Consider the following 16,599-nt stretch of genomic DNA (forward strand, 5'->3'; position numbering starts at 1 on the left):
CAAGGGGCGCCCATGGCGTGCCCGGTAAATGAGGCCTACTGAAATTTATGACCACCCCTAACGCTGAAATGCTTGTTGAACCCAGTTTTGCCGAGATGTTTGAAGAAAGCCAGAACACCCAGGGCCTCAAGCCTGGCGAGTTGCTCACCGGCATCGTGACCCGCGTCGATAACGACTTTGTCATCGTCGATGTGGGTCTCAAGTCTGAAGGGCCGATCCCCGCTGAGCAGTTCCGCAATGCGGAAGGCGAAATAGAGGTGAAGGTCGGTGACTCTGTAGAGGTCTGTCTGGAGCTGGTGGAAGACGGCATGGGCGAGACTCGCCTCTCCCGTGAGAAAGCCCGCCGCGCCAAGACCTGGGTCGACCTGGAGAAGTCCTTCAACGACAACGCCGTGGTGCATGGCTTCCTTACCGGCAAAGTGAAGGGTGGTTTTACGGTCAGCATCGACGGTGTGCGCGCCTTCCTGCCTGGCTCCTTGGTTGATGTGCGCCCGGTACGGGATGTCGCTTACCTCGAAGGCAAAGACCTGGAGATGAAGATCATCAAGCTGGACCGCAAGCGCAACAACGTGGTGGTTTCCCGCCGTGCGGTGGTCGAGCAGGAACAGAGTGTGGAACGTGGTGCACTGCTGGAGAGTATTCAGGAAGGTGCCATCCTGGATGGTGTGGTCAAGAATCTCACCGATTACGGCGCGTTCATCGACCTGGGTGGTATCGACGGCCTGCTGCATATTACCGATATGGGCTGGCGCCGAGTCAAGCATCCCAGCGAGGTGGTCACCGTGGGCGGCGAAGTGCGCGTCCTGGTCCTCAAATTCGACCGCGAGCGCGGTCGTATCTCTCTCGGTATGAAACAACTGGGTGAAGACCCCTGGCGCGATATCGCCCGCCGTTATCCGGAGGCCACCCGTATTTTCGGTAAGGTCACCAACGTTACGGATTATGGCGCGTTCGTCGAAATCGAAGAAGGTGTCGAAGGCCTGGTGCATGTTTCCGAAATCGACTGGACCAACAAAAACATCAATCCAGCCAAAGCGTTGCATGTAGGCCAGGAAGTTGAAGTGATGATCCTCGATATCGACGAAGAGCGTCGCCGTATTTCGCTGGGCATCAAGCAGTGCCTGCCCAACCCGTGGGATGACTTCGCGCAGAACTTCCAGAAGGGCGATCGTGTCTCTGGTCAGATCAAGAGTATTACCGATTTCGGTGTGTTCGTTGGCCTGGATGGCGGTATCGACGGCCTGATCCATCTTTCTGATCTCGCCTGGGATCGTACCGGCGAAGAAGCCGTGCGGGACTTCAAAAAGGGAGATACTCTGGATGCGGTCGTCCTCAGCATTGATCCGGAGCGGGAGCGTATCAGTCTGGGCATCAAGCAGATGGAAACCGATCCCTTCATCCAGTTTGTGGTGGCCAATGAAAAGGGTGCCCTGGTCGAAGGCGAGGTCATCTCGGTGGATAGCCGTGGTGCCGAGATCCGTCTTAGTGAAGGCGTCGAAGGCTTCCTCCCCCAGCGCGAGTTGGCCCGTGGTCAGGCCTTGGCCGTCGGGGATAAAATCGAGGTCGCTATTGCCATGGTCGACCGCAAGAACCGCACCTTGACCCTCAGCACCAAGGCGCATGAAGCGACTGTTTCTCAGGAAGATCAGGCGGCTGTGGTGCAGCAATATGCGCGTAGTGCAGCGACGGGCACCACCAGTCTGGGCGATCTGATTAAAGAACAGCTCAAGCGTAAGCAGGAAGAAGAAAGTTAAGAGTGACCCCTTTCCCCTCTCGGTCATGATGTTGATCGGGAGGGGAGGGTGAATGAGGTGGCGTTAGGTAAATGCCTTTTTTGGAGCGTCTACCTGCCGCTTACTTTTTAATTTTGTGATGATCTGTCAGTTCACCATTCTTTGTTAAGAAGCTAATAAACTATGACTAAATCAGAATTGATCAAAAACATCAGTGCACAATATCCGCATCTGAGTATGCGCGATATTGAAATGGCTACCCGCCAGATGCTCGATTATCTGAGCGATGCATTGGCTGAGGGGGAACGCATTGAAATTCGTGGTTTTGGAAGCTTTTCCATGCACGTGCGTCCTGCCAAGCAGGGGCGTAATCCGAAAACGGGAGAGCCGGTGCTGGTGCCCGAAAAACGGGTTCCGCATTTTAAACCGGGTAAGGAGCTCCGTGAGCAGGTTGATTACCCTGAGGCGGTTGTGGGTGGCAAGGTTTAATTGACGGCTCCTGGCGTGGATGCAGTGGTTATCCTCGTTTTGCTCGCGGCGATCGCGCTGGGCATATGGATCGGTCGGATTACCGCTCACAGAAAATCTGCGCTGGGTGCCTCCGACACAATTCCCGAAATTTATATTCAAGGGCTCAACCATCTCCTCAGTGAGCGCAATGATGAGGCGGTAGAAGTTTTTCTTGATGCGTTACGGCAACATCCGGAGAGCGTTGACATTTTGCTCGCCCTGGGACGCCTCTTTCGGCGGCGCGGAGAGCTGGAACGTGCCTTGCGGGTACACCAGCATCTTCTGGATCAACCGGCACTGGCGCCTGATCTGCGGCAAAGTGTGCTTTTCGAGATCGCGCAGGATTATCTCAAGGCAGGAATTCTCGATCGGGCGGAATCCATTCTTAAAGAATTATTGGATCGCCAACCCGATCATCTAGAGGGTCTTGCTACGCTTGCCGAGTTGTACGAACTGGGCAGTGAGTGGGCGCAGTCTATCGCGGTTCGTCAGCGTTTACATAAAACAGGTACGCGCGGTCAGCGTCCCGTGATTGCCATGCTCTATGGTGAATTGGCCGAGCAATCGCTGCTCGCAGGAGAGGCAGAGCAGGCAAAGGTTTTTTTGGAGTTGGCCCGGAAGGAGGATCCAGAAAATCCACGGGCCTTGGTGATTGGCGGACGCATCGCCTTCGATCGGCAGGATTGGGGTGGTGCGTTAAGCCTTTGGGAAAAACTCCTCGATTCTTCAGTGGAGTCTGTGGTTCTGCTTATTTTGGAACCCTTTCTGAGTGTTTTACGATATGCTGCGAACGACACAGGTGCGCAAGAAACACGAGAACGCCTGTTAAAAATGTGTAATTCGCCATTGGCCGTAAAACTTTTGGCACATGCCTTGCGGGCGGTCGAAGGAACCCCCGCGGCGACGGCATATTTAAGGCATGTTCTGTTGCGGCAGCCGGATATGCGGGTGATGCAGGTTTTGCTGGAACTGGATCCCGATGCACCGGATCCCGCATTGTATCCTGTTATGGCGCTAGCAGTCAGGGGGCTGTCGGTGGAACCAGCGGTTTTTCATTGTCAGTCTTGTGGTTATCAAAGTCCCCAGTACTATTGGCGCTGCCCTAGCTGCCGTCAGTGGGGCACCTTTTCCGGAGGGTGTAGTTTGTGATTTCACCGCTCATTGTTGCGCTGGATTATGCGAACGAACGCGACGCCCTGGTTTTGGCGGATCAGCTTGACCCTGCCGCGTGCCGGGTCAAGGTAGGTAAGGAACTCTTTACCGCCTGTGGCCCCGCCATTGTGGAGCACCTGCAGGAGCAAGGATTTGACGTATTTCTTGACCTCAAATTTCACGATATTCCGCAGACCGTCGCCAATGCCTGTAAGGCGGCAGCGCGTCTCGGCGTATGGATGCTCAACGTGCATGCGAGTGGTGGTAGCACCATGCTGCGCGCTGCGCGCGAAGCGGTGAATGACGCCGCTGGGACACGGCGGACTCTCCTGGTTGCGGTGACGGTGCTCACGAGCATGAACGACGCCGCTTTACGCGAAGTTGGCGTCAACAGTTCGGTGCAGGATCAGGTTGGGCGTTTGGCGACACTTGCAGCGGAATGTGCCTTGGATGGTATCGTCTGCTCTGCGTTGGAGGCAAGTCGTTTACGGGAGATCGTGCCTGAACTCCTGCGTGTGACCCCAGGGATTCGTCCCGCGCAGTATGTGGAGGATGACCAGAGGCGTATTATGACGCCCGCAGCGGCACTGGCGGCAGGATCGGATTTCCTCGTGGTGGGCAGGCCTATCACGGCTGCTAAAGATCCGGCACAGGCACTTAGCCAGATATTGAGTGAGTTGGCAGGAAATCCCGTTGATTCTCAGAAATCTGACTAATATGCTGGATTGAATGAGGTGGTAAGGGCTGTTGTGCTTCACGTAACATTGATCATGGAGAAGGGGTCGCTGTGACTGCAGACGAGGTGGTGGTGTTGTACAAAGAAAATGGGGCGCTGCTCCAAGGACACTTTTTGCTATCCTCCGGGCTACATAGTGATACCTACCTGCAGTCGGCCAAGATACTGCAACATCCCGGACATGCAGCGCGACTGTGTGCGGCGATGGTAGCGGGTATTCCTGCGGATTTGCAGCAGCGTATTTCCTGTGTCGTGGGACCAGCCATGGGCGCGGTTCTGGTATCCTACGAATGCGGCCGCGCGCTTGGAGTACGCAGCCTGTTTGCCGAGCGGGAAGCCGGGCAGATGGTGCTGCGCCGGGGCTTTGCGCTGGCGCCGGGTGAAGGCGTGTTAGTGGTTGAAGATATTACGACGACGGGCGGCTCAATGCGGGAATGCATAGCGGCCATTACCGCAGCAGGCGGGCAAGTATTAGCGGCATCGGCGATTATTGATCGCAGTTCAGGATTCAGCGATTTTGACGACATACCATTTTTTCCGCTGTTGACGCTCCCGGTACGTACCTGGGAAGCTGTTGATTGTCCGCTCTGTGCAGTTGACGGGACGCCCGTTAAACCGGGGAGTCGAGGTCTGCACTGACCTTGAGAGGCAGGTGGCTTGTGTTTACTATTAACATTTAGGCTTAGACAAAATGCAAAAGAAGGATCAGTTCATGCAAATCTCGACACCAGAGGCAGCGCCTTTGGAAAGGCACATCCATGTGACCATTCCCGCCAATGAGGTGGAGAGTGGGGTATCCCAGCGCCTGCGTAACAAGGCGCGCTCCGCGCGGTTACCCGGATTCCGGCCCGGCAAGGCGCCCATGGTCCTCATCGAACGCCATTACGGTTCGGATGCCCTCATGGAGACCTTCGATCATCTTATCAATGAACGCTATTCTCAGGCAGTGCGCGACGAGTCCTTACGTCCGGTTGGAAGACCGGAAGTGCAGGTCGAGAAAGGTGGGCGTGGTGAGGATCTCGTGTTTACGGCCGTGGTAGAGGTGTATCCCGAATTTGATCCGCAGGTGCCGGACGCCACCGTTATCCGCAAGACGGCTGAAGTGACGGATGCGGACGTGGATGCCACCATAGACATTATGCGTCAGCAGCGGCGTTTTTATGTGTCTGCCGAGCGTCCTGCCCAGGACGAAGACCGGGTCACCGTGGATTTTCAGGGGACCATTGATGGTGTCCCCATGGCGGGCGGTGATGTGACCGACTACCCCGTGGTGTTGGGCTCCGGTCGTCTGCTGCGGGACATTGAGCAGGGACTGCTGGGGATGTCTGCGGGAGAAGACCGGACCGTCGCGGTACAGTTTCCGGCAGAATATCATGCTCCGGAATTCGCCGGTCAGGCCGCCCAGTTCCATCTTCAGGTCAAGGAAGTAGCGGCCCCCCAATTGCCCGAAGTGGACGCGGCTTTTGCCCTGGCACTGGGTATTGAAGATGGGGATGTAGCCATACTGCGGCAGGAAGTACGGGAAAATCTGGAACGTGAAGCGCAGCGGATTAGCCGGGGCCAGGTGAAAGCGCAGATTCTGGAACTGGTAGCGGAGAGCAACCATCCCGATTTGCCCAGGCAAATGATCGGACAGGAATTGGAGCGTTTGCAAAAAGACGCCAATGCAGCGGCTGGCGGCAATGATCTGGAGGCGCTGGCCAGGCGGCGTGTGGTACTCGGCCTGGTTTTGTCGGAAATTGTCCGGCGCGAAAAGCTGCGGGCATCCCCGGCGGAAGTCACTCAGGTTATTCGGGACATGTCCGAGCAGTATGAGGACCCTGAGCAGTTCATGAGCTGGTACCGCAGTAATCCCGAGCAGATGGAGCAGGCCGAGGCCTTGGTGCTGGAAGACAAAGTGGTGGCATGGCTTCTGGAGCGTGTTAAAGTGAACGACGAGGCTGTCAGCTTTAACCAGCTCATCGGCCGGGCGCCGGTAGCCGAAGCAAACGCGGAATAACCGGTGTCCGTCGCGGGACCGTGTCAACAGACAGGAGCATGGATTATGTGGAAACAGGCAGGAGACCAGTTGGCGCCCGCCATACAGGGCTTGGGGTATGTGCCCATCGTGGTTGAGCAGACCGGACGTGGCGAACGATCCTATGATATTTACTCGCGGCTGCTCAAAGAGCGGGTGATTTTCATGGTGGGGCAGGTAGAAGATATGATGGCCAACTTGGTTGTTGCTCAGCTACTTTTTCTGACAGCAGAAAATCCGGATAAAGACATCGAGCTTTACATCAACAGCCCGGGTGGCTCTGTCACTGCGGGCATGGCGATTTACGACACGATGCAATTCATCCGTCCGAAGGTCAGCACGCTCTGCATCGGTCAGGCGGCGAGCATGGGCGCGGTATTGTTGGCAGCCGGTGCCGAAGGCAAGCGTTACGCGCTGCCTAACGCACGGATCATGTTGCATCAGCCCTCTGGTGGTTTTCAGGGGCAGGCGCATGATATCGAGATTCATACGAAAGAAATCTTGCGTATTCGTGAGCGGCTCAATGATATTCTGGTCCATCATACCGGACAGAGCCGTGAACGCATCGAGCAGGATCTCGACAGAGACTTTTTCATGTCGGCCGAAGAGGCCAAAACCTACCATCTTGTGGACGCCGTGATTGCCCGTCACGGTGAAAACGAGACCGCCTGAACAGGCAGGAGAACAGCTATGGCTGGAAAGCATGAGGGGAGTGGTGAAAAGACGCTCTATTGTTCATTCTGTGGCAAAAGCCAGCATGAAGTCCGCAAGCTGATTGCCGGTCCTTCGGTATTTATCTGTGATGAATGCATCGAGTTGTGCAATGACATCGTCAAGGACGAGATACTGGACGAGCACAGCGAGGGTCAGGACAAGTTGCCCAAGCCCATGGAAATCCGCAAAACGCTGGACGATTACGTCATTGGTCAGGACGTTGCCAAAAAGGTTTTGTCCGTGGCGGTTTACAATCATTACAAGCGTCTGGAACATGGTGGCAAGGACAACGAGGTGGAGCTGGACAAGAGTAATATCCTGCTCATCGGCCCCACCGGTTCGGGCAAGACCCTGCTGGCGCAGACCTTGGCGCGCCTCCTGAACGTGCCCTTTGCCATGGCCGATGCCACGACACTCACGGAAGCCGGCTATGTGGGTGAGGATGTCGAAAACATTATCCAGAAGTTGCTGCAGAAATGTGATTACGATGTGGAAAAGGCGCAGACTGGCATCGTCTATATCGATGAGATCGACAAGATCACTCGTAAGTCCGAGAACCCCTCTATCACCCGCGATGTTTCTGGTGAAGGTGTGCAGCAGGCGTTACTCAAGCTGATTGAAGGGACGGTGGCCTCGGTTCCGCCACAAGGCGGCCGCAAGCACCCGCAGCAGGAGTTCTTGCAGGTGGACACGCGGCATATCCTCTTCATCTGTGGTGGTGCTTTTGCGGGTTTGGAAAAGTCCGTCTCTGCGCGTCTGGAGAAGGGCGGTATGGGCTTCAATGCGCCCCTCAAGCGCCGCGATAAAGAAGCGACCGCAGCTATGCTGATGCAGAATCTGGAGCCGGAAGATCTGGTTCGTTATGGTTTGATTCCCGAGTTTGTCGGACGGTTGCCCATTCTGGCGCTGCTGGAAGAACTGGATGAAGAAGCGCTGATTTCCATCCTCACCGATCCGAAGAATGCTTTGGTGAAGCAGTATCAGAAACTATTCTCTCTGGAAGGCGTGACTCTGGAGTTCCGTACCGAGGCATTGCGGGCCATTGCCAAAAAGGCACTGACCCGCAAGACCGGAGCACGCGGCTTGCGCTCTATTCTTGAGCAGATTCTGTTGGATACGATGTACGAATTGCCCTCTATGAGTGGCGTGAAGAAGGTGGTAGTGGACCCCGCCGTCGTGGAAAGTGGCACCAAGCCGTTGCTAGTTTACGATGATGCTGCCAAGGTGGATATGTCTCATCCAGCCTGAAGTAGAGCGGGTTGTCATTGAAAAGTGCTGTTGACGACCCCATCTGCCCTGTTATTGGCAGTAATCACCTGCTTTTGGAGTAGACCATGGCCCAAATCGATAAAAGTCTCTTGGTGGAAGGGGAAGCACAGATGGTACCGGTGCTGCCTCTGCGCGATGTTGTGGTATTCCCGTTCATGGTTATTCCTCTTTTCGTGGGGCGGACGAAGTCGATTCGCGCCCTGGAAGAAGCGATGTCTGGCGAAAAGCAGATTTTGCTGGTATCACAAAAAAATGCTGCGGACGATGATCCTCAGCCGGAAAATATTTATCGGATTGGCACGCTGGCTACGATTCTGCAGTTACTCAAACTGCCTGATGGTACGGTTAAGGTGCTCGTTGAAGGCACTGAGCGGGCTAAAATCGTCTCCTTCTTGCCTGCTGAAGAATCCCTGCGCGCACAGGTGCAGATCGTTGCCAGTGGTGCGGCAAATGATCGTGAACTGGAAGCTCTTATGCGTTCGGTCAGCGCTCAGTTTGAGTCCTACGTCAAACTGAATAAAAAAATCCCCCCGGAGATTTTGTCTACTTTGGCGAGCATGGATGATCCGGCACGACTGGCAGACACTGTGGCGGCACATCTCAGTCTCAAACTCGAAGAAAAACAAGAAATTCTGGAGAAGGCGGATACTCGCGCCCGGCTGGAGCATTTGCTGGGCATGATGGAGTCTGAAATTGACCTGCTGCAGGTGGAAAAGCGTATCCGCGGCCGCGTCAAGCGGCAGATGGAGAAGAGTCAGCGCGAGTATTATCTGAATGAGCAGATGAAGGCTATTCAGAAAGAGTTGGGTGATCTGTCGGAAGAGGGCGGTAGTGAGCTGGATGAGTTGACGCGTAAAATCGACAAGGCCGGAATGCCTAAAGATGTGCGGGCCAAGGCGGACGCCGAGCTGAAAAAGCTGCGGATGATGAGTCCTATGTCCGCAGAGGCGACGGTCGTACGTAACTACATCGACTGGCTGGTGGGAGTACCATGGCGCAAGCGCAGTAAAATTACCAAGGATCTTAAGCGGGCTAAGGCCATTCTCGACGCCGATCATTACGGCCTGGAGGATGTCAAGGAACGTATTCTCGAATATCTTGCCGTACAGGAACGGGTCGGCAACAGCCGCGGTCCCATCCTATGTTTGGTAGGCCCGCCTGGTGTGGGTAAGACCAGTCTGGGGCGCTCTATCGCGGCGGCGACCGGGCGCAAATTCGTGCGGATGTCCCTGGGGGGGGTGCGCGACGAAGCGGAAATTCGCGGGCATCGGCGTACCTATATCGGCGCCCTGCCGGGTAAAATTGTCCAGAGTCTGGCCAAAATTGCCACGCGCAATCCGCTGATGCTGCTGGATGAAGTGGATAAGATGGCGATGGATTTTCGGGGTGACCCGGCCTCCGCCCTCCTCGAAGTGCTGGATCCCGAGCAAAATGCGACTTTCAACGACCATTACCTGGAAGTGGATTTCAATCTCTCGGAGGTGATGTTTGTCACGACGGCGAATACGCTCAATATCCCGGCACCGTTGATGGATCGCATGGAGGTGATTCGTATATCCGGGTACACCGAAGACGAAAAGATCCACATCGCCACCAAGTATCTTCTGCCCAAGCAGATAGAAAAGGCGGGGCTACTGGATGGGGAGATGCAAGTTTCACAGACGGTCATCCGGGACATCATCCGTTACTACACCCGGGAAGCCGGTGTGCGTAATCTGGAGCGAGAACTTGCCCGTATCTGTCGTAAGGTGGTGAAAGAACTCCTGCTTGACAAAAAGCGCACGCGGGTACAGGTCTCGGATCGCAATTTGGACAAGTATCTCGGGGTGCGGCGCTTCGACTTCGGCAAGGCGGAGAAGGAAAATCGTATTGGTGAGGTCACTGGTCTGGCTTGGACGGAGGTCGGTGGTGAACTGTTAAGTATTGAGGCGGTAGTCGTGCCTGGCCGTGGCAAGCTGCTCATTACCGGAAAGCTGGGTGATGTGATGCAGGAGTCTATCCAGGCTGCCATGAGCGTGGTGCGTGCCCGGTCGCGGGCTCTGGGCATCCCTGCAGACTTTTATCAGAACCGTGACGTGCATATCCATGTGCCGGAAGGTGCCACGCCTAAGGACGGGCCAAGTGCCGGCATTGGCATGGCCACCGCCTTGGTATCGGCACTGACGAATATTCCGGTGCATGCCACGGTCGCCATGACCGGGGAGATCACTCTGCGCGGTGAGGTTTTGCCCATCGGTGGATTAAAGGAAAAGTTGCTGGCAGCGCATCGCGGCGGCATCAGCACGGTCTTGATTCCGGCAGAGAATGAAAAAGATTTGCAGGAAATCCCCAAAAATGTGCGTGATGCGCTGACTATCAAACCGGTCCGGTGGATCGACGAAGTTCTAGCCATTGCGCTGGAGTCTTCGCCGACACCTCTACCTGACAGCGGAGAGCCGTTGGTTGGCGTCGTGGTTGTTCAAGAATCTTCTGAGGACAAGGCAACGGCGCATTAAGGATGTGATGTGAAAGCGGCCTCAAAAACTTTAGTTACATAGGAGAGGTGCAAAATATGGCGATATTTATGTCGTGCATTCTCGACAAGGATGGTTCCCTCGCGAAGGCTGGCCTATGATTTGTGATGCTGGCCGTTTTGTGCACTTTCTTGACAAGTCTTTTTTTACCCTGCTATAACGTTTTCTGGATAGAGTTGATGCGCAGTTATACTTGTAACCGAGTCCATAACAGGAGAAAGAAATATGAATAAATCGGAGTTGATCGAGAAAATTGCAGAAGAAGCTGGTGTGACCCGTGCTGCCGCTGGCCATACTCTGGATGCGGTAGTCAAGGTGATTACAGAGGCGCTGAAGGCTGGTGATCAGGTCACTCTGGTCGGTTTCGGTTCCTTCCTTGTTTCTAGCCGTGAGGCACGTAAAGGCCGTAATCCTGCTACTGGTGCCGAAATCATGATCGCCGCAAGTCGTACGCCTAAATTTAAGGCTGGTAAAGCACTGCGTGATGCAGTAAACTAGCGCGTCTGGTTTGGGCGGTTAGCTCAGTTGGTAGAGCGTCGGCTTTACACGCCGGATGTCGGGGGTTCGAGCCCCTCACCGCCCACCACAAATTTTATTGGGGTGGTAGTTCAGTTGGTCAGAATGCCGGCCTGTCACGCCGGAGGTCGCGGGTTCGAGCCCCGTCCGCCCCGCCAATGCGAGTAAGGCGACCCTTGTGGGGCGCCTTTTTTTGTGTCTGTTTTTTGTATGGCGAGGCACTGAGGCGGTCAGTATGGTTTTGAGAGATATTCCTTGATGGCCGATCGCTAAATATGGGCAGCGTTACCTCGGTACTATAGCTTTTGGAGATGTGCTTATGATGGATACATTTCGGAATTTCGGCCAGTCTTGGGTAGCCAAAATACTCATAATCTTAATTGCATTGTCTTTCGTGCTCTGGGGCGTAAGCGGTTATTTATTCTCGGGGAGTTCAAGTTCATCGACCGTGGCGACGGTGGACGGCCAGAAGATTAGCGATGCCATATTTCAGAAACGTATGAAGGATGTTCAGACGCGTTACAGTCATATTTTTGGTGCAGCAGCTGCAGCGAAGATGGCGGAGGACAAGAGCTTTGGGCTGGATGTGCTTAATGGATTGATTGACAACATGCTTCTAGGTGCGGAGGCAGAGCGTCTAGGGTTGCAGGTGCCCGATGCTGCCTTAGTGAAAAAAGTTGAATCCATTCCGGCCTTTCAAGATAAGGGTGTTTTTTCTAAAAGTCATTATCAGAAATTGCTGGCCGCTAACGGAATGACACCAGCACAGTTTGAAGGTATGTTGCGAGAAAGTATGCGTCTGGAACAATTGCAAGTCATTCCCCAAGCTATTGCTACCGCCTCGGATGCGGAGGCAACCCAGGTTTGGGCCTGGTCTCAGGAATACCGTGATGTCAGTGCGGTAGATATCCCGGACGCTGACTTCGCGGCGGCAGCCAAGCCAACAAGTGCTGAAGTAGCCGATTACTATCACGCCAACGTCGATCAATTCAAATTGCCCGCGCAGGTGCAGGTGCAGTATGTCGTGCTGGGACCGAAGAACTTTGTCGGTAAGAGGGTATCTCCGACGACCTCGGCCAGCAGTGTTTCCACAGTAGCGGCCGGGCAGAGTGCAGCGCCTTTTGACAGCCAGGCGGAAAACGCCTTCCAGGCTCAGGTGGAAAACTTTAAGGATCGCCTGTTCAGTAGCCCCGATGGTTTGAGTGCAGTTGCCAAAGCCTATGATCTGAAAATTGAAAGGAGTGGTATACTAGTCGCCGGGAAGGTGCCTGCTCAGGGGCCTTTTGCAGAGACCAAAGCTCTCGACCTTGCCTTTAGTAAGGCTGTGCTTGCCGGCAAAAATAGCACGGCGCTCACGTTGGCGAATGGTGATTTACTGGCTGTGCATTTGCTCCATTATACGCCGGGTAGCGCGCAACCCTTGAGTGCTGTTGCGGGAACCATTGCTGCAAAGTTGACCTCTGAGAAGGCGGGGCAACTGGCTAAAAACAAGGCGGAAGCGCTACTGGCGGCGGCGCGGCGAGCGAAAAATATGAATGTGCTAACAGATCATGGTGCTTATCCGCTGCACGCTTATCTCGATATAACCCGGCGTAATGGGCAAGGGCTGGATAGTGCTGCGTTAGTGGCCGCTTTCACGATCCCCGCACCAGTGGACGGAATCCCCTCTATGAATATGGTGAAGACGTCATCAGGCTACCAGATTTTTGCGACCACTCGCGTGACCGCACCTTCGGTAGCGGCCATGAACCCCAAAGTGGCGGCGCAAATTCGCGCATCTCTGGAGGAACAAAGAGGCCGTTTGCTGTCGACAGCTTACCTGAAGGACTTGCGTGAGCATGCTAAAGTGACGATCAATGATGCGCAGTTGGCCCAGATCTCTCACTGATCAATGGGGTTTTCAGTACGGATGCCCACAACAGATTGTCACAGGTTTCACAATGTACCCAGTGGCGGGTGGAATAATGGGAATAATGCACGCACGGAGTTAAGTACATAACCAGCAGCTTTGACAGCTTGAATATAAGCCAGTACTTTATATATTGACTGGGAAGCAGGAATGGGGAAGGCGCGCACGTTATGGGTGTCTGGTAAATGGTTTGGTATGGCGAATTGGGCAATACGGGTTCGGTGAAGTTCCCGGAAACTTGTGGGGTGAGCGATATTGCTACCGGGAGATCTGCTATAAGTGCGGATCTCCGTGTTGCTGGTTTAATTGGTCGAAACCCGGGTCCAGATAGTGTGTCCACCGAGCCAGGGAAAACCGATATAGCCGGATACTTTAAGTTCATCTGGGTCTAAGGCTGTCAGCGTGCCATGAAAATAAATTTTGTTGTTCGGATCGTAAATGCGGCCCTGTGCCCATTCTCCCGGACGCTTGGGTACGAAGTCGGCCAGAATCTGCGGTTGGCCCCTGGCGCGAGCCTGCTGTACAGTGTCTTGCAAGTGCCCCACGCTTTGCCCGAATAGTGCGCCATTTTTCTCATAAATACGAATATAACCGTTGCCACCTGCAGTTTGCCACAGGCCAGTGATGCCCCCACTGCTCGTACTTGCGGAAGTGATACTGGTGCTTCCAAGAAGTAATCCGACGAGAATCAAGCAACGAATTAAAAGATGCTTCATTTTTTGACCTTTTCAGCCTTGTATTCCTGTTACACATGACTATCTTAAAATTTTAACAAAGTAAGAATTGTTAATCAATATAGGCGGATTGTAGGCGGCTATTATTTTATTGTTAGTATTCGTTCCTTCGGCTAGGTTTGTGGAACATGGGTAGTTGATTTCTTTAGTGATGGCTATGGGCGCGCTATGATGCCTGTACATCGAAACAGCTGGAATTAGAACTCCAAAAAAGTCGTGGGTTTCGCATAGATCGTGTTGCTGGTATTGCGGCGCTAGCTGGGGAGCCGGGGCAGCGGATTCAGATCAATGTGAATCGGGCGCATCGCGTTACCAACACGGTTATGACTGCCGCCCTGCAGGCGAGCACCGACGGAACCAATGCGCAACGCCGGGGCGCTGCACAATCGGAGTTCGCCACAGTGGCCCGCGAAACCGCCGCTGTATCCCCAGTAAGCCTGCTGTTTAAAGGCGTGGTCCGGGTTTTTCAAGATGATCGCCTGGATCTGGTGATCGAAGCCTTGTTTAATTTGCTGCCGAAACCGAAACCGAAACCGAAACCGAAACCGAAACCGAAACCGAAAACTGATGGCTACCAAGCCAGTCTAAGTGCTGCGCCGGGACTGAACAAAGGTGCTGCTCTGAATCACTCTCTTGCATTCCGTAGGGAGACTGTATAAAAACATAGTCATTATCGGCAATGGTAACCCGCAACCCTCAGGAGATGTCGTATGGACGAACTTACCCCTAGGCAGACCGAGATTCTCGCCTGGATTTGTGCCCGCATGGCGGAAGACAGGCTGCCACCGACCCGTGCTGAACTGATGCGTGCCTTTGCTTTCCGTTCACCCAATGCCGCCGAGAGTCATTTGCGGGTACTGGCACGCAAGGGCTATATCTTGTTGCAAAGTGGTACCGCCAGGGGCATTCGTCTATGTGAGACTGAAAAAGAGGAAAGTGGTTTGCCACTGATCGGGCGGGTGGCCGCCGGGCAACCCATGCTGGCTGAAGAGTTTCGGGAGGGGCAATTGCCCGTCGATTCCCGGCTCTTTTCACCGAAGGCTGATTATTTGTTGCGGGTGCAGGGTATGAGCATGCGTGATGCTGGCATTCTTGATGGCGATATCCTCGCAGTCCGTCGCGAAACCTCGCTTACTCCCCAGGCCGGGCAGATGGTAGTTGCTCGTGTCAACGGCGAAGTGACGGTCAAGCGCTGGAAGCGGGACGGTGATCAGGTCTGGCTCCTGCCAGAAAACCCCGATTTTTTGCCCATTCCGGTAGATTTGCGGTGCGACAGTCTGGTGATTGAGGGTATTGTGGTCGGACTCTTGCGCATTGGAAGCAACCTATGATGGTGTCCTGAACATAGCCATACAGCACCGCTACCCAACTATTATCAAGCCACCTCATCGCGCTTCGCGGATGCGCCGTCTTGGTCTTCCCGTGAATTTATGGTAGCCATGCTGCACTTGAGTTCAAGCTTGGTGTTGCATAAATGCAGCGTGTATTCAAATGGAAATAATAAAGGGTTCAGGCAGTCTGCCCAACCCCTTGTTTTACTTGGTGCCCAGGGCGGGACTCGAACCCGCACTCCCTTCGGAGAGGGATTTTAAGTCCCTTGCGTCTACCGATTTCGCCACCTGGGCAGAAAAATCTGGGGTCTATTTACTGTATCTACCCCGACGGCTTGCAGCGTATCATAGGCCGAGGGGCTTTGGGAGGGGGGTCATTGCATTTTGGAGGCTGGAGCCGCCACCTAAGCTCATGGAACTTTTGGTCGGCGATCGGAATGGTTACGTATTTTGCTCATATTGTTAGGGTGTTGTTTGCAGTGGTCGACAACTGTCGACTTGATAAAATAAATAATTATCGGTATTCTGGTGCGGTAGTGTTAATTGATTCAGTGGCGTGCATGTAAATTATTTTTGAGATAATCGGATAAACATAGTCCATATCACGACGATCTTTGTGAGTGAAAATACCCAACCATAATGAACAGGAGAGCATATGAGATTGCCGAAAACTTCCCAAATTCCATTCCATAACAAATATGGGAAGCGCACAAATATTTGTTTTAATTTTCATTTTCATATTTCCCGCATGGATAGCATCAATCACATGCGCTATGGCCAAAACTTCGAAGCCTTGGTCGGGTAGTGCCGCATTTGGGCTTTCCAGTGCCACCGGAACATTTCCCTCTTTAAATCTCAATAGTCATGATTGGGTGCGTTGGCAAAAGCATCATTGGCAAAATCGAGCGCACGTGAGTTACAATTACACTGCCGCGTCGTCGGCTATTTGTGCCAACCGCCTCGTGTTGGGAAACCAAACTCGATATTACTTTAAACCAAAGATTCGCTATGTTTTCGCTATGATCGCAATCAATTTAATGGATACTTTTGCCATCTGACAGAAATTATAGGCGAAGGTAATGTTATACATCTAAATAGGACTATGTCCTTTAGATTACCAAGGAGGCATCGGCGCTCAGGAAGATCAACCTATAGGTCAGAAACATCAAACCAGCCCAGCCGCCCGGCTGGCGGTTAGTTATCGATGGCACTTGACCCATCACGCAACTTTCAAGGAAGCTATAACTACGCTACTATCAACAGCCAACAATAATACTTATGAATCGATTACCAGCCTTGAATCCCGACTATATGGGAATTTTAATTTGCAATTATCTTATACCGCCATATATAATGAGTTTCCCGTGATTAGCTATTATAAAAAATTTAATACCATTACTACGGCGGATTTGATGTACCACTTTTAGTAGCTCATGGCGCCATCAGGAGTGGTTAAGCTGCTTCG

The 16,599-nt window shown here is 53.6% G+C and carries 16 protein-coding genes and 3 tRNA genes; 16 read left to right on the forward strand and 3 right to left on the reverse strand.

What is annotated here, in order from left to right; genetic code table 11:
- The first annotated feature begins 47 nt into the window (after window positions 1-47).
- The 13 genes from rpsA (at window position 48) to M7F93_RS02065 (ending at window position 13,048) form a co-directional block, all read left to right on the forward strand.
- On the forward strand, window positions 48-1,754 hold the full coding sequence (gene rpsA, locus M7F93_RS02005; protein WP_298168259.1) for a 30S ribosomal protein S1: 1,707 nt from the start codon (window positions 48-50) through the stop codon (window positions 1,752-1,754).
- Between the two features lie 162 nt (window positions 1,755-1,916).
- A complete protein-coding gene (locus M7F93_RS02010; protein ID WP_298168262.1) occupies window positions 1,917-2,222 on the forward strand; it encodes an integration host factor subunit beta in 306 nt (101 codons plus the stop codon).
- Window positions 2,223-3,392, forward strand: coding sequence for a tetratricopeptide repeat protein (locus M7F93_RS02015; protein WP_298168265.1), 1,170 nt, complete (start codon window positions 2,223-2,225; stop codon window positions 3,390-3,392). It abuts the gene before it with no gap.
- The gene (gene pyrF, locus M7F93_RS02020) at window positions 3,389-4,111 is read left to right on the forward strand and encodes an orotidine-5'-phosphate decarboxylase (protein WP_298168268.1); all 723 of its coding nucleotides are present in this window, start codon (window positions 3,389-3,391) and stop codon (window positions 4,109-4,111) included. The genes M7F93_RS02015 and pyrF overlap by 4 nt, the downstream gene beginning before the upstream one ends.
- A 71-nt stretch (window positions 4,112-4,182) precedes the next feature.
- Window positions 4,183-4,770: an orotate phosphoribosyltransferase gene (gene pyrE, locus M7F93_RS02025; protein WP_298168271.1), complete on the forward strand. Its 588-nt coding sequence runs from the start codon at window positions 4,183-4,185 to the stop codon at window positions 4,768-4,770.
- Between the two features lie 73 nt (window positions 4,771-4,843).
- The gene (gene tig, locus M7F93_RS02030; protein WP_298168276.1) at window positions 4,844-6,130 is read left to right on the forward strand and encodes a trigger factor; all 1,287 of its coding nucleotides are present in this window, start codon (window positions 4,844-4,846) and stop codon (window positions 6,128-6,130) included.
- Window positions 6,131-6,175: 45 nt separating this feature from the next.
- The gene (gene clpP, locus M7F93_RS02035) at window positions 6,176-6,820 is read left to right on the forward strand and encodes an ATP-dependent Clp endopeptidase proteolytic subunit ClpP (RefSeq protein WP_298168279.1); all 645 of its coding nucleotides are present in this window, start codon (window positions 6,176-6,178) and stop codon (window positions 6,818-6,820) included.
- Window positions 6,821-6,838: 18 nt separating this feature from the next.
- On the forward strand, window positions 6,839-8,110 hold the full coding sequence (clpX, locus tag M7F93_RS02040) for an ATP-dependent Clp protease ATP-binding subunit ClpX (protein WP_298168283.1): 1,272 nt from the start codon (window positions 6,839-6,841) through the stop codon (window positions 8,108-8,110).
- A gap of 86 nt (window positions 8,111-8,196) precedes the next feature.
- Window positions 8,197-10,626, forward strand: a complete 2,430-nt coding sequence (gene lon / locus M7F93_RS02045) for an endopeptidase La (RefSeq protein WP_298168286.1) — start codon at window positions 8,197-8,199, stop codon at window positions 10,624-10,626.
- Window positions 10,627-10,869: 243 nt separating this feature from the next.
- Entirely contained in the window at window positions 10,870-11,142 is a 273-nt protein-coding gene (locus tag M7F93_RS02050; protein ID WP_298168289.1) for an HU family DNA-binding protein, read from the forward strand.
- A gap of 12 nt (window positions 11,143-11,154) precedes the next feature.
- A tRNA-Val gene (locus tag M7F93_RS02055) sits at window positions 11,155-11,230 on the forward strand.
- An 11-nt stretch (window positions 11,231-11,241) separates the two neighbouring features.
- Window positions 11,242-11,318, forward strand: a tRNA-Asp gene (locus M7F93_RS02060).
- A 161-nt stretch (window positions 11,319-11,479) separates the two neighbouring features.
- Window positions 11,480-13,048 carry a SurA N-terminal domain-containing protein gene (locus M7F93_RS02065; RefSeq protein WP_298168292.1) on the forward strand — a complete coding sequence of 523 codons (1,569 nt, stop codon included), beginning with the start codon at window positions 11,480-11,482 and terminating at the stop codon, window positions 13,046-13,048.
- A 323-nt stretch (window positions 13,049-13,371) separates the two neighbouring features.
- Here the strand turns inward: M7F93_RS02065 and M7F93_RS02070 are convergent, their stop codons facing one another.
- A complete protein-coding gene (locus tag M7F93_RS02070; protein WP_298168295.1) occupies window positions 13,372-13,785 on the reverse strand; it encodes a DUF2147 domain-containing protein in 414 nt (137 codons plus the stop codon).
- A 341-nt stretch (window positions 13,786-14,126) separates the two neighbouring features.
- Here M7F93_RS02070 and M7F93_RS02075 point away from each other — a divergent pair, with 341 nt between their 5' ends.
- Together M7F93_RS02075 and lexA are read left to right on the forward strand one after the other, a co-directional pair.
- On the forward strand, window positions 14,127-14,462 hold the full coding sequence (locus M7F93_RS02075) for a hypothetical protein (RefSeq protein WP_298168298.1): 336 nt from the start codon (window positions 14,127-14,129) through the stop codon (window positions 14,460-14,462).
- Between the two features lie 51 nt (window positions 14,463-14,513).
- Window positions 14,514-15,134, forward strand: coding sequence for a transcriptional repressor LexA (gene lexA, locus M7F93_RS02080; protein WP_298168301.1), 621 nt, complete (start codon window positions 14,514-14,516; stop codon window positions 15,132-15,134).
- A gap of 209 nt (window positions 15,135-15,343) precedes the next feature.
- Here the strand turns inward: lexA and M7F93_RS02085 are convergent.
- Together M7F93_RS02085 and M7F93_RS02090 are read right to left on the reverse strand one after the other, a co-directional pair.
- Window positions 15,344-15,428: transfer RNA gene (locus tag M7F93_RS02085), tRNA-Leu, on the reverse strand.
- Between the two features lie 220 nt (window positions 15,429-15,648).
- Complete coding sequence (locus M7F93_RS02090; protein ID WP_298168304.1) at window positions 15,649-15,966, reverse strand: hypothetical protein; 318 nt, start codon at window positions 15,964-15,966, stop codon at window positions 15,649-15,651.
- A 319-nt stretch (window positions 15,967-16,285) separates the two neighbouring features.
- Between M7F93_RS02090 and M7F93_RS02095 the strand changes: the two genes are divergently transcribed.
- A complete protein-coding gene (locus M7F93_RS02095; protein WP_298168364.1) occupies window positions 16,286-16,561 on the forward strand; it encodes a DUF481 domain-containing protein in 276 nt (91 codons plus the stop codon).
- Window positions 16,562-16,599 lie beyond the last annotated feature (38 nt).

Origin of the sequence: Acidithiobacillus sp., assembly GCF_027322205.1 — a bacterium.
GTDB lineage: Bacteria > Pseudomonadota > Gammaproteobacteria > Acidithiobacillales > Acidithiobacillaceae > Acidithiobacillus.

Coding starts and splice junctions, on each gene's coding strand:
- rpsA (WP_298168259.1), top strand. CDS start 48: ATGACCACCCCTAACGCTGAAATGCTTGTTGAACCCAGTTTTGCCGAG.
- M7F93_RS02010 (WP_298168262.1), top strand. CDS start 1,917: ATGACTAAATCAGAATTGATCAAAAACATCAGTGCACAATATCCGCAT.
- tig (WP_298168276.1), top strand. CDS start 4,844: ATGCAAATCTCGACACCAGAGGCAGCGCCTTTGGAAAGGCACATCCAT.
- clpP (WP_298168279.1), top strand. CDS start 6,176: ATGTGGAAACAGGCAGGAGACCAGTTGGCGCCCGCCATACAGGGCTTG.
- clpX (WP_298168283.1), top strand. CDS start 6,839: ATGGCTGGAAAGCATGAGGGGAGTGGTGAAAAGACGCTCTATTGTTCA.
- lon (WP_298168286.1), top strand. CDS start 8,197: ATGGCCCAAATCGATAAAAGTCTCTTGGTGGAAGGGGAAGCACAGATG.
- M7F93_RS02050 (WP_298168289.1), top strand. CDS start 10,870: ATGAATAAATCGGAGTTGATCGAGAAAATTGCAGAAGAAGCTGGTGTG.
- M7F93_RS02065 (WP_298168292.1), top strand. CDS start 11,480: ATGATGGATACATTTCGGAATTTCGGCCAGTCTTGGGTAGCCAAAATA.
- M7F93_RS02070 (WP_298168295.1), bottom strand. CDS start 13,785: ATGAAGCATCTTTTAATTCGTTGCTTGATTCTCGTCGGATTACTTCTT.
- M7F93_RS02075 (WP_298168298.1), top strand. CDS start 14,127: ATGACTGCCGCCCTGCAGGCGAGCACCGACGGAACCAATGCGCAACGC.
- lexA (WP_298168301.1), top strand. CDS start 14,514: ATGGACGAACTTACCCCTAGGCAGACCGAGATTCTCGCCTGGATTTGT.